General features: G+C 63.0%; 11 protein-coding genes and 1 pseudogene. 10 read left to right on the forward strand and 2 right to left on the reverse strand.

Going from position 1 to position 12,290, the window contains the following annotated elements:
• Positions 1-317: 317 nt before the first annotated feature.
• The 7 genes and pseudogenes from rpmB to BANT918_RS12340 all read left to right on the forward strand — a co-directional run bounded on the left by rpmB (position 318) and on the right by BANT918_RS12340 (position 6,116).
• Positions 318-554, forward strand: coding sequence for a 50S ribosomal protein L28 (rpmB, locus tag BANT918_RS12310; protein WP_101620527.1), 237 nt, complete (start codon positions 318-320; stop codon positions 552-554).
• Complete coding sequence (gene rpmG / locus BANT918_RS12315) at positions 554-721, forward strand: 50S ribosomal protein L33 (protein WP_101571628.1); 168 nt, start codon at positions 554-556, stop codon at positions 719-721. The genes rpmB and rpmG overlap by 1 nt, the downstream gene beginning before the upstream one ends.
• A 6-nt stretch (positions 722-727) precedes the next feature.
• Positions 728-1,033: a 30S ribosomal protein S14 gene (rpsN, locus tag BANT918_RS12320; protein ID WP_009882241.1), complete on the forward strand. Its 306-nt coding sequence runs from the start codon at positions 728-730 to the stop codon at positions 1,031-1,033.
• Positions 1,034-1,102: 69 nt separating this feature from the next.
• Positions 1,103-1,390 carry an HU family DNA-binding protein gene (locus tag BANT918_RS12325; protein ID WP_101620528.1) on the forward strand — a complete coding sequence of 96 codons (288 nt, stop codon included), beginning with the start codon at positions 1,103-1,105 and terminating at the stop codon, positions 1,388-1,390.
• 156 nt (positions 1,391-1,546) lie between these two features.
• Complete coding sequence (locus tag BANT918_RS12330) at positions 1,547-3,625, forward strand: cytochrome c oxidase assembly protein (protein WP_101620529.1); 2,079 nt, start codon at positions 1,547-1,549, stop codon at positions 3,623-3,625.
• 256 nt (positions 3,626-3,881) lie between these two features.
• Positions 3,882-5,237, forward strand: a pseudogene (locus tag BANT918_RS12335) (MFS transporter).
• A 132-nt stretch (positions 5,238-5,369) separates the two neighbouring features.
• Entirely contained in the window at positions 5,370-6,116 is a 747-nt protein-coding gene (locus tag BANT918_RS12340) for a 3-hydroxybutyrate dehydrogenase (protein WP_101620623.1), read from the forward strand.
• 1 nt (position 6,117) lies between these two features.
• Here BANT918_RS12340 and BANT918_RS12345 read toward each other — a convergent pair whose 3' ends face one another.
• Positions 6,118-6,993 carry a LysR family transcriptional regulator gene (locus BANT918_RS12345; RefSeq protein ID WP_101620530.1) on the reverse strand — a complete coding sequence of 292 codons (876 nt, stop codon included), beginning with the start codon at positions 6,991-6,993 and terminating at the stop codon, positions 6,118-6,120.
• A 90-nt stretch (positions 6,994-7,083) separates the two neighbouring features.
• On the opposite strand from BANT918_RS12345, the gene mmsB reads away from it, so the two are divergent.
• The 3 genes from mmsB to BANT918_RS12360 all read left to right on the forward strand — a co-directional run bounded on the left by mmsB (position 7,084) and on the right by BANT918_RS12360 (position 11,074).
• Positions 7,084-8,040, forward strand: coding sequence for a 3-hydroxyisobutyrate dehydrogenase (mmsB, locus tag BANT918_RS12350; protein WP_324761573.1), 957 nt, complete (start codon positions 7,084-7,086; stop codon positions 8,038-8,040).
• Positions 8,041-8,223: 183 nt separating this feature from the next.
• Positions 8,224-8,982: a YggS family pyridoxal phosphate-dependent enzyme gene (locus BANT918_RS12355; protein ID WP_101620532.1), complete on the forward strand. Its 759-nt coding sequence runs from the start codon at positions 8,224-8,226 to the stop codon at positions 8,980-8,982.
• A gap of 103 nt (positions 8,983-9,085) precedes the next feature.
• Entirely contained in the window at positions 9,086-11,074 is a 1,989-nt protein-coding gene (locus tag BANT918_RS12360; RefSeq protein WP_101620533.1) for an NHL domain-containing thioredoxin family protein, read from the forward strand.
• Positions 11,075-11,254: 180 nt separating this feature from the next.
• Here the strand turns inward: BANT918_RS12360 and BANT918_RS12365 are convergent, their stop codons facing one another.
• Entirely contained in the window at positions 11,255-12,214 is a 960-nt protein-coding gene (locus BANT918_RS12365; protein WP_101620534.1) for a hypothetical protein, read from the reverse strand.
• Positions 12,215-12,290 lie beyond the last annotated feature (76 nt).

Consider the following 12,290-nt stretch of genomic DNA (forward strand, 5'->3'; position numbering starts at 1 on the left):
GATCACCGATTGATCTGCTGAGACCAACATGGTGCTCACCCACCGCTGCACTCCAGCTTCGGCCAATCTCTCACAGGCTACGGCTTCAGCGCTGGTGAGACATCTCGCCCAAACGGGCAAACCTGTTTTGGCGTACACAATTTTCATTGCGAACGCCGCATGCCGGGCAGCAGTCCGGCAGGTGGTCGGGCACTTGTCCGGCCGAGCAGCATTCGTGAAAATTTGTTGATGTCTTCCGACATCGGCGCAAGCGAGCGTGGATCCCACGCCGACCTGCTTGCTTCGAGAGTCGGTAACTTGTGAACTGGAGGAGAGTCATGGCAGCAAACTGCCAAGTAACCGGGGCCGTCCCTGGTTTCGGACACAATGTGTCCCACTCGAACCGACGCACCAAGCGTCGTTTCAACCCGAATATTCAGAAAAAGCGTTACTTCGTTCCGTCTCTGCGTCGCAGCGTCACCCTTAACCTGTCCGCCAAGGGCATCAAGGTGATTGACGTGCGCGGAATTGACGCCGTCGTCGGCGAACTCATTGCCAAGGGAGTGAAGCTCTGATGGCTAAAGCACAGGACATTCGTCCCATCATCAAGCTCAAGTCGACTGCTGGTTCCGGGTTCACCTACGTGACCCGCAAGAACCGCCGCAACAACCCGGATCGCATGGTGCTCAAGAAGTACGATCCCATTGTTCGTAAGCACGTCGATTTCCGAGAGGAGCGCTGAGCGCATATGGCTAAGAAGTCAAAGATCGCACGCGACAAGCAGCGTCGCGTCATTGTTGAGCGCTACGCGGAGCGTCGTGCGACGCTCAAGCGTCAGCTGACACACCCAGACAGCACCGACGAGCAGCGTGAAGAAGCACGCCTCGGACTGCAGAAGCTTCCTCGCGATGCCTCACCGGTGCGTGTGCGCAACCGCGACCAGGTTGATGGTCGTCCGCGCGGCTACCTCCGCAAGTTCGGTCTCTCCCGTGTGCGCTTCCGCGAAATGGCGCACAACGGCGAGTTGCCCGGCATCACGAAGTCCAGCTGGTAATCTCGAGGAAGTTCGTTATCGGAAAAACGGACCGGTAACCGACCGACTTGTCCTAAGGAGGACACTTTTATGGCTAAGAACCGCAGTGAGCTCGTAGCAGAAGTTGCAGAGAATTCCGGACTGACCCAGAAGCAGGTTTCGGACGTTCTTGATGGTGTCTTCGATGTCTTCTCTGACGTCGTCGGCAAGGGTGAAAAGCTCACCATCCCCGGATGGGTGTCTGTCGAGCGCACCGAACGTGCCGCTCGCAAGGGACGCAACCCGCAGACCGGTGAAGAGATCCAGATCAAGGCCGGCTACTCCGTGAAGCTGTCCGCTGGTTCGAAGCTGAAAGCTGCTGCTGGCAGCCCTAACTGAGCCTCGCGCATCAGCGTGAAATGACCCGGACCATGTGGTCCGGGTCATTTCTTGTCTCCTCACCGAGATCTCGAGCACGTCCGGGCCTCGCAGTTGGCTTGGTTTCAGACTCCGGCGATATCCTTGAACCATGAATGATGCGGCGGTCTGCCCCCAGTGAGCACTCAAGTCTTCGAATCGGTCACCCGATTCACGTCTCGCGCCGTCGTTCCCCTCGTCGTCATCGTCGGTGTTGCGGTGGGTGTGGTCGCAATGCTCTTCACCGGAGCAGCGGAGGCGACACTCCTCAACGATCCCGGCCCGTATGTCCGATTCGGTCTGCCGGCCGCGAAATTCGTCTTCAACGTATCGATGGCGCTGACTCTGGGCGCACTCATGTTCGCCCTCCTCATCCTGCCCCGCACCCAGGGGCGATGCCGGAACACGAAGCCGCGTCGCGAAGCCGCGAAGTCCGGCACTTCCGAAGAGGCCCCTCTCAACGCGCTCTGGGAGAAGACGCTGAAGATCGCCGAAGTGTCATCGGTCGCCTGGACGATCTCCGCCGTGGCCGTCCTCGTCTTCACCTTCGCCGACACCGTCGGCGCTCAGGCCTACCTTGACTTCTCCAATCAGCTCGGCGTGTTCCTGACCCAGATCGCCTTCGGGCAACTCTGGACTCTCATCGTCGTCCTCATCGCCGTCGCCTCGACCCTGTGCTTCGGCACGCGCAGCTACCTCGGCATCGCCGTGGCAGGCGTCCTCGGCGTCGGCGTGATGATCCCCCTGGCGCTGATGGGCCACTCTGCTGAGGCCTCCGGACACACCCAGGCCGTCAACAGCATCGGTTTGCATCTGCTGGGCGTCACCATCTGGCTGGGCGGCCTCTTCGTCATCGCCCTCCTGGGGTCGGATCTGGCCCACTCCGACCAGCTGCGCACCACGATCGAACGCTATTCGTCGTTCGCGCTCGTCGCCTTCACCATCGTTGCCTATTCCGGTGTTGTGAACGCGCTGCTGCGTGTCCACAGCCTCGCTGACCTCATGACTCCCTACGGGCAGGTGATCGTGGCGAAGACGATCGCGACGATTCTGCTCGGTCTCGTCGGGTTCTGGCATCGTCAGTTCGTCATCCGACGTTTGGGTGCCGCCGCCTCGGCGACCAGGGAATTCTGGCGCCTCATCGTCGTGGAGTTCGTCATCTTCGGTGCCACGATGGGTCTCGCGGTCGCTCTGTCACGGTCCCAGCCCCCGGTCTCACAGGAGCCCGTGGGCGATCCGACCCCGGCAGAGATCCTCACCGGCGAACCGCTTCCGCCCCCGCCGACCTTTGCCCGCTACTTCACCGAGTGGTCCTTGGACCCGCTGTGGGTCGTCGTGGCCGTCGGCCTGTCCGCGGCCTACATCGTGGGTTTCATCAATCTCCGGCGCCGAGGCGACTCTTGGCCGATCCATCGCCTGGTCTCCTGGCTGGTCGGCATGATCTTCCTCGTCTACGTGACCTCCGGCGGTGCCCGTGTCTACGGCGAAATCCAGTTCTCCGGACACATGATCCAGCACATGCTCCTGATCATGGTGGTGCCCCTGCCGATGGTCCTGGGCGCACCCATCACGATGCTCATGCGGGGGACGAAAGCACGCACGGACGGTTCGCGTGGGATCCGCGAATGGGTGCTGTGGCTCGTTCACACCCCGTATATGCGGTTCTTTGCGAACCCGATATTCGCAAGCGTGAACTTCGCTGGTTCCCTCGTCATCTTCTACTACTCGGGCGTGATGAAGTATGCGCTCGAATGGCACCTCGGCCATGAGCTGATGATCATCCACTTTTTCGGCGCAGGCTATCTGTTCGCACAGGCTCTCATCGGCATCGATCCCGGCGTGGAGCGCCCGGCGTTTCCGCTGCGGTTGCTCATGCTGCTCATCACGATGGCCTTCCATGCGTTCTTCGGCATCTCGATCATGAGCTCAGAGGTCCTCATCGAAGGCGACTGGTTCGGCAACATCGGCGCCGACTGGGGGTATTCGGCGATCGAAGACCAACAGTTGGGCGGCGGAATCGCCTGGGGCATCGGCGAGTTCCCCACCCTGTTCATTGCAATCATGGTCGCCTTCCAGTGGTCGAAGTCCTCGGATCGAGAGGCCAAGCGCGTCGACCGCCGCGAAGCGCGCACCAACGACGCGGAACTTCGCGCCTACAACGACATGCTCGCCAACATGGCCCAGCGCGACGCGAACACTGGCCTCAGAAGCAGATGAGCGCACACCTCATGTGCGGGAATGTGTACAGATAATTCCCTGATTCGAGCCCTTTCGGCACCCGATCCCTCGTCAGATGCCGCACACTGTTGCATGGATCATATTTATCCACAGCGTCGCGCAGTTCGTGCCAATGGCGTGGACCTGAAGTCGCATAGCAGGGGCTTGCGGGCACACGTCCCCACGGGCTGAGACCCCACAGAAAGTCGATCCGCGCATGCAACGGTGATGCGGATCGTAGAAATCAAGGAGAGTCATGAGTTCTTCGAGCAATGCCGAGAGGAAGTCGATCCGCGCACAGCTGCGCAAGGTCGTCGCCGCCTCGATGGCCGGAACCGTCGTCGAGTGGTAAGAGTTCTTCCTCTACGGTTCGGCCGCCACCCTGGTGTTCAACCACATCCTGTTCCCGCCGTCGGACGACCCTCTGACGCCGATTCTGGCCGGCTTCGCCACCTACGCGGTCGGTTTCATCGCTCGACCCATCGGCGGCATCGTCTTCGGCCACTTCGGTGACAAGTACGGACGCAAGAAGCTGCTGCAGCTGTCGATCGTTCTCGTCGGGGCAGCCACGTTCCTCATGGGATGTCTGCCGACCTTCGATCAGATCGGGCCCTTCGCTCCGATCCTTCTCGTCCTGCTGCGCGTTGTCCAAGGCTTCGCCGTCGGCGGCGAATGGGGAGGAGCAGTTCTCCTCGTCGCCGAACACGCACCGGACAAGGAGCGCGGCTTCTGGTCGTCCTTCCCCCAGTCAGGTGTGCCCCTGGGCAACCTGCTGGCAACGGGCGTTCTCTTCGTGCTCACCGCGACCCTGACCGACGAGCACTTCCTGTCCTGGGGCTGGCGTGTGGCCTTCTGGCTCTCAGCCATCATCGTCCTCATCGGCTACTACATCCGCACCCGTGTCTCCGACGCTCCGATCTTCGAACAGGTCCTGGCTGAAGAGATCGAAGAAGGGGTGGACTACGGAGTCAAGGCCGTCTTCAAGCGCTACCCGCGTGAGGTCTTCGCCGCGATGGGACTGCGGTTCGTGGAGAACATCCACTACTACATCGTCGTCACGTTCTCGATCACGTATCTGTCGATCGCGGTCGGGGTCGAGGCGAATGAGATTCTGGGGCTCCTGCTCGGAGCTCACGCGATCCATGCCGTACTCGTGCCTCTGGTCGGCGCGATGGCGGACAGGGTCGGACGCAAGATGCCCTATGGCATCGGCATCGCCCTCACCGCTACGTGGGGCTTCTTCGCCTTCCCGATGTATGACACCGGCAACGCTCTGCTGATCTTCTTGGCGCTGCTGCTGGGCCTCGTCTTCCACGCCCTGATGTATGCCGGTCAGCCGGCCATCATGTCGGAGATGTTCCCGACCCGCATGCGCAATTCCGGTGTATCGACGGGCTATCAGGTCACGGCAATCGTGGCAGGCTCGTTCGCACCGATCATCGCCACAGCACTGCTGCAGCGATTCGACTCCTCGGTGCCGATCGCGGTCTACGTTCTGATCGCCGCTGCGATTTCGATGGTCGCACTCCTGTTCACTCGGGAGACCAAAGGCATCGATCTGCGTTCACTCGACCAGGTGGACAAGGACCGTCGCCTCGCGGCGAAGCGCTGATCAGCACATCTCAACACTCGAATACACAACTGTGAGTTCGGTCTTCGGGCGGTTCCGATGAACATCGGTACCGCCCGAATGCACGACAGCGGACAACACGCTCGACTCACGACAACGATCGAAGGGACAGCAATGGTCGATCTCAGCAACAAGCGCGCCCTCGTCACAGGGGGAGCCTCCGGCCTCGGCAAGGCGATGAGCGAAGCCTTCGCCGCAGCGGGAGCACACGTCATCGTGGCCGACGTCGACGCTGAATCTGCGCAAGCAGTGGCCGGCGACATCGGGGGTGAGGCGTGGACGGTCAACCTCGGCGACACCTCGGCGCTGGATGGAGTCGATCTCGACGTCGACATCCTCATCAACAACGCCGGCATCCAGCGGATCCACCCGATCACGGAATTCCCGCTCGAGGAATGGCGACTCATCAACACCCTCATGCTCGAAGCGCCGTTCGTGCTCACCAAGTCCGCGCTGCCGATGATGTATGAGAAGGGGTGGGGGCGGGTCATCAACCTCTCCTCGATCCACGGCCTGCGCGCCTCGGCGAACAAATCCGCCTATGTGGCGGCCAAGCACGGGCTCATGGGATTGACGAAGACGACTGCACTGGAAGCCGGTCCACACGGTGTGACCTGCAATGCGATCAATCCCGGCTATGTGCTCACGCCAATGGTCAAGGGCCAGATCGCCGATCAGGCGGCAACGAACGGCATCAGCGAAGACGAGGTCCTCGACCAGGTCTTCCTCGGCCATTCTGCAGTGCCGAAGCTCGCCGAACCTGCCGACATCGCTGCGTTGGCGCTGTTCCTGGCCAGCGACGCTGCCGCCGTGATCAACGGCAGCGCACACAGTGTCGACGGAGGCTGGTCCGCCGCCTGACTCAGAGGACTTCGAGGACGCTGCGGACCCCTGCATTGCGCAGGGATTCGTGGCGGACCGAGGCCCAGTAGGAGACGGGTTTCGAGAACTCCTCGGGCAGCACCTGTTCGAGGCGGCTGTTGCCGGCAGCAAGGAAGTCGGGCAGGATCCCGATCCCGACTCCGTTCGATGTGGCGAGCACGTGCGCATGCACCGAGGTGGAGCGGAAGAATCCCTTGCCGCGCGGCAGTGCATTGCCCGCCTCGTCGAGGTCATCGACTTGGAGCGAGTTCTCGATGTAGTAGATGAGGCGGTGCTCGGCAAGATCGTCAAGCGTCATCGGCGTCGTGTGGGACTGCAGGTATTCGCGGGAGGCGTAGAGCTGGAGACGATAGTCGCGAATGTGCTTCGCGACGCTGCGTGGTGCCTCCGGCCTGCCGACGACGACCTCGATGTCGACGCCCGAGCGGTACTGTCGGGCCCGCTGGGTGGCAGTGATGAGCTCGAACTGCAGACGGGGATGGCTGCGCTGCAGCTGGGCCAGGGCCGGTACCGCGAATTCAAGCGCGAAGGCCTGCGGGCAGGCCAGGCGGATCGTTCCGGACAGGGCGGAGCTGGCGTGAGCGTCGATGCGTCCCAGTGCGGATTCGATGTCCTCGGCCACCGGCAGCAGGTGGCGTCCGGCAGTGCTGAGCTCCCAGCCGTCCGGTGAGGCCACGAGCATTCGCTCGCCGTAGGCTTTCTCCAGCGCGGCGATGCGTCGGGACACTGTCGTGTGGTTGAGGCCCAAGCTGTGCGCGGCGGCCGTGAACTTGCCCAACCGGGCCACGGCAAGCAGCGTCAGCAGATCTTCGGGAGAGATCTGCGAACCGGATCCGCCAGGTGCATATGAAGCCATAGTGGTTCCATCCTATCTGCGTGCGCGCACATATCCGGTGCGGAATATGTGATTCTGCGCGACCGATGTTGCCTCAGTGACTGGCGTACTGTGAGGGGAAACACTGCACCACCTGAAGAACATGATGCGAGGAGGCATATTATGTCGACAATTGGATGGGTCGGCCTGGGAAACATGGGTCGTCCGATGACAGCGAACCTGGTGAAGGCCGGTCACACGGTCAATGGCTTCGATCTCGTGCCAGAGGCCGTTGCCGCGGCTGCTGAACACGGTGTGACTGCCGTGGGCTCGATCGCCGAGGCGGTCGCCGGTGCCGACATCGTCTTCACGATGCTGCCGAAGGGTGAACATGCCCGCACCGCATACCTGGAGCCCAACGGCGTGCTGGCCAATGCTGACACGAAGACCCTCCTCGTCGATTCCTCGACGATCGACTTCGACTCCGCCCGTGCCCTGCACTCCGAGGCGGCCAAGGCCGGTTTCCGCTTCGTCGATGGCCCGGTCTCCGGCGGTGTCACCGGTGCAGAAGCAGGCACGCTGACCTTCATGCTGGGCGGAACCGATGAGGATGTCGCCGAGGCGAAGTCCTTCATCGAACCGATGGCCGGCAACATGTTCCATGCCGGTCGTGAGGCCGCCGGTCAGGCCGCCAAGATCGTCAACAACATGATGCTCTCGATCAGCCTGCAGGGCGTCGTCGAAGGCGCCGTCCTCGCCGAGCGCTTCGGGCTGGACCCGAAGGTCTTCTACGATATTGCGACGGTCTCATCCGGTGACTCCTGGCCGCTGCGCACCTGGTACCCCGTGCCCGGAGTGACCGAGACCGCAGCTTCGAACAACGCGTTCAAGCCCGGCTTCGCCACGGCGCTCATGCACAAGGATGTCGGGCTCGCCCTTGCCGGTGCCGAGACCCAGGGTCTCGACCTGCCGGCCGCGCAGCTTGTCCACGCTCAGCTGCAGAAGCTCGTTGACGAGGGCCTCGAGGGCCTCGACACCTCGGCGCTGATCAGGAACATCGACCCCAAGGCAGCAGGCCTGCCCGAGTAACTACTGGGCAATAGGCAACGGTCGGTAAGGGATGGTCGATCCGCCTGCGGATTTCGACCGTGACTTACCGACCGTTCGCCGTTGCGCGCCCCCTTGGCTCCCGTACCACGCCGGCTGTGCGCGTACGCCCCCGCCCTATGACCGCGACCTGCAACTTCGGCGGGGACATGTAAGACTGGAAGCATGAGTTCCCCAGGCACATCCGAACCACAGAACACACCGGAATCATTGGCCCCGGACGCCATTGCCTCCATCAGAGACAACCTCGACGAGGTGGCCACGCGTGCAGCGACCGCCGCCGAGGTGAGCGGTCGGACGAGTGCAGATGTGAAAGTTCTGCTTGCGACCAAGACTCAACCGGCTGCGACGATTCGAGTGGCGCTCGAGCATGGGTTCACCCTCATCGGCGAGAACAAGGTACAGGAACTGGTCGGCAAGGCGGACGACCTCGCCGACCTGGACCATGAAGCCCACCTCATCGGCCCTCTGCAGAAGAACAAGGTCAACCACACGCTGCGCCATGCGCACTGCATCCAGTCCGTTGACAACCTGGAATTGGCAACGAAGATCAACAACCGCCTCGACGTCCTCGACCAGAGCATGGACTTCTTCGTCCAGGTCAACACCTCGCGCGAGGACTCGAAGTCCGGGATCGCCCCCGATGAGGCAGAGGCTCTCATCTCTGAACTCCGGGGCCACTCACGGATGCGACTGCGTGGTCTGATGACGATCGGTCTGCCCGGACGCACACCGGAAGAGATCCGCCCAAGCTACGCAGAGCTGCGCGAACTCAGTCAGAAGCTCCTCGCCTCGGGAGCCATGCCCGCTGCAGCGACCGAGCTGTCCATGGGCATGAGCAACGACTTCGAACTGGCAATCGCCGAGGGGGCGACGATGGTCCGTGTCGGCTCCAGCATCTTCGGCGCCCGCGACTACTCCTGAACAAGGTCGCAGCGGGCGCCTCTACGTGACAGCGACTTGGGGTATTGGTCACATGATGACGCGGGGTCTCCCGCCGCGGCCCTGAATCTGTGAAGATGGAGCCATGAACGCCAGCTCGCAGGAATCCTCAAGCTCCGCCCACCAGGTCAAGGTACGTGCACCCGAACTCATCGGCCGCCGGTGGATGAACTCCGGAGGCAAAGAACTGAGCCTGGCCGACCTGCGCGGCAAGGTGATCCTGCTCGACTTCTGGACCTTCTGCTGCATCAACTGCCTGCACGTCCTTGACGAGCTACGCCCGCTCGAGGAGAAGTACAGCAAAGAACTCGTCATCATCGGCGTCCACTCCCCGAAGTTCGAGTTCGAACGCACCGTTGAGGCCGTCGACCAGGCGGTCGAACGCTACCAGGTCGAACACCTCGTCCTCGATGACCCCGACCTCGTCACCTGGCAGGCATACACCGCCCGGGCCTGGCCCACATTGGCCGTCATCGACCCTGAGGGCTACCTGGTAGCGACCCTGTCGGGCGAAGGCCACGGCGCCGGACTCGGCGAGATCATCGAAGGCCTCATCGTAGAGCACTCGGCGAAGGGCACACTGCACTCCGGCGATGGCCCATACGTGCCACCACCAGCACCGGAGACCGAGCTCTTCTACCCCGGGAAAGTCACCGCACTGCCCTCCGGCAACCTGCTCGTCGCCGATTCGGGACACCACAGCCTCGTCGAATACGACTCCAGCGGACAGACGATCATCCGCCGCATCGGCACCGGTGAACGCGGCGCAGACGACGGCGATTTCACCCAGGCGTCCTTCAGCGAACCCGGGGGCATCGCCGTCCTTCCCGATGACGTGGCTACGAAGGCCGGGTATCACCTCGTCCTCGCCGACACCGTCAATCACACCCTGCGCGGCATCAATCTCGAGACCGAAGCTGTGACGACGATCGCCGGCACAGGTGCGCAGCACATGGTCGGCGCGATCGACAACGTGGTCGGGGCCCACGGCGAACTCGGCCGCTACGACGGTCCCGGACTCGACGTGAAGCTGTCCTCGCCGTGGGACGTCCTCTTCGTCCCTTCCACCGCCGAGGTGGTTGTGGCGATGGCGGGCAACCACACCATCTGGTCGTTCAATCCCGAAACCGGGTTGATCCGCCTGCTCTCGGGCACAATGAACGAAGGACTGGCCGACGGCGACGCTGAGAATGCGTGGTTCGCGCAGACATCGGGCCTTGACCTCAGCTCTGACGGTGACGTGTTCATCGCCGACTCTGAGACCTCCGCGATCCGTCGCCTCGACCCGAGCACCGGAGCCGTGTCCACGCTGATCGGCGAGGGGCTCTTCGACTTCGGATTCCGTGACGGTCCCGCCGCTGAGGCCAGGCTGCAGCACCCCCTGGGTGTGCGGAGCCTGCCGGACGGGTCGATCGCGATCGCCGACACCTACAACGGGGCGATCCGCCGCTACGACTTCACCACGAACGAGGTCTCGACCCTGGCCCGCGGTCTGCGCGAGCCCTCCGACATCTTCGTCCTCGAGCCGGCCGCCCCTGGCGAAACCGCCGACCCCGGCGAAGCCGCCGACCCCAGCGCCGTGGGCGTCGATGCAGCAAACGTGAGCGAAGCCGAACTCCTCATCGTCGAATCCGCCGCGCACGCCCTGACCAGAGTGAAGCTGCCCAAGGACGCCCAGCGAGTCGACGAGGGTGCGCTCACCAGCAAACGACCGTCGACCGAAATCGCCTCGGGGCCGGTGGCAGTGAGTGTGAGCTTCACCGTTCCAGCAGGTCAGAAGTTGGACGAGCGGTGGGGAGACCCCACGTATCTGCAGGTCTCGTCGACACCACCGGAGCTCATCGTGACCGGCAGCGGAAGCGCAGAGGGTCTGAGCCGGGACATCGTCATCAACCCGGAACTCGAATCCGGGGTCCTGCACGTGACCGCACGGGCCGCCGCCTGCGACGGTGAACCCGGAGGCGAGATCCCCCTGCATGCCGCATGCCATCTGTACCAGCAGGACTGGGGCATCCCCGTCGACCTCGTCGCCGATGCACCTGCTGAGCTCACCCTCGACCTCCGCGGCGCCTAAGGCCTGCGAAGCGGCCCGCAGACTGCTCGTCATTGTGGACTTGCGTGCGAAAATCGCGAACTTCTCGCACGCAAGTCCACACTGACGAGGGGCTTCGTCCCGCCCGGTGGTCGCGGTCAGCACGTCCCGGCGCTGAGGTCCCGGCGCCGTGCCCTCCGCAGCCTGCTCGCGGCTGATCTGCTATTTCACGGTCACGTCGCCGAGGCGGCGCGGAGCGAAGCGGACCTGCGAGGACTTGACGACGACGGAGCCTCCCATGACGAAGGAGAGCGTCTCGTCGAAGTCATACTCGGCCGCCGTGACGATGTCTCGATAGCGTCCCTGGATGCGCACCTCGACCGTGGATGGGGTGAGTTCGAGATCGTTGCCCGAGGCGGTCAGGCTGACTTGAGGTTCGCGTGCCAGAGACCACTTCACGTCCCCGAGGATTTCGTTGTCTGTCTCATAGCCGAACACGCAGTCTGAGGGGAATAGGGTCTTCGACTTCACACACTTCTGCAGATGCTCGGTGACCTGCTCGGTGACAGCCTGCTCCAGCTTCGCCGTGGGTTCGGGCGACAGTGCGATCTGGGCGGTATCGGTCGGTGCGGTGACCTCGGCGCGTTCTGGCTTCGACTTGAGGTAGGTCGCATCGAAGCCGACGAGATAGGTGGCCGGGAACAGTACGGGAACCGTTCCCGCGGCGACTCCGTAGCCGTTGACCGTGGCCGTTGATGACCCTTCGACCTGCAGGTCGAGGCTCGGCCACTTCTCCTGCTCGATCGCCCACCGGTCGAACAGTCCGGCAGTTGCCGTCAGCTTCACCATCGACAGATCCACCGTCCGCGTCTGCGACGACAGAACATAGCTCAGCGAGACCTTCGCATGGTCGCCGTCCATCGAGACCGTCGTCGCCTCAGCATCCCGTGGCAGGTCAGGGGCGGCGGCGAGCACATCATGATTGAGCGCCAGGGTCGACGACGGGGTGGGGGAGGCGAGGTAGGAGAACGCACGCTCGGCGTTGGCGTCCTCGATCGCCGAAATATAGGCTTCAGCGGCGCGGGCAGGAGTGTAGACGGTGAGGTTGAGGAGGGGAACTGCAGCCGCGGTGAGGACGATGACCAGGAGCGCCGAAATCAGAAGCCTGCGCGAAGTTCGCATTGCTTCTCCTGAATCGGTGGGGGATGAAGGAATTTCAGTGTAATGCCAATTGCCCGCCATCCGACTTCATGAACTG

Source organism: Brevibacterium antiquum CNRZ 918 (genome assembly GCF_900169145.1).
Taxonomy (GTDB): domain Bacteria; phylum Actinomycetota; class Actinomycetes; order Actinomycetales; family Brevibacteriaceae; genus Brevibacterium; species Brevibacterium koreense.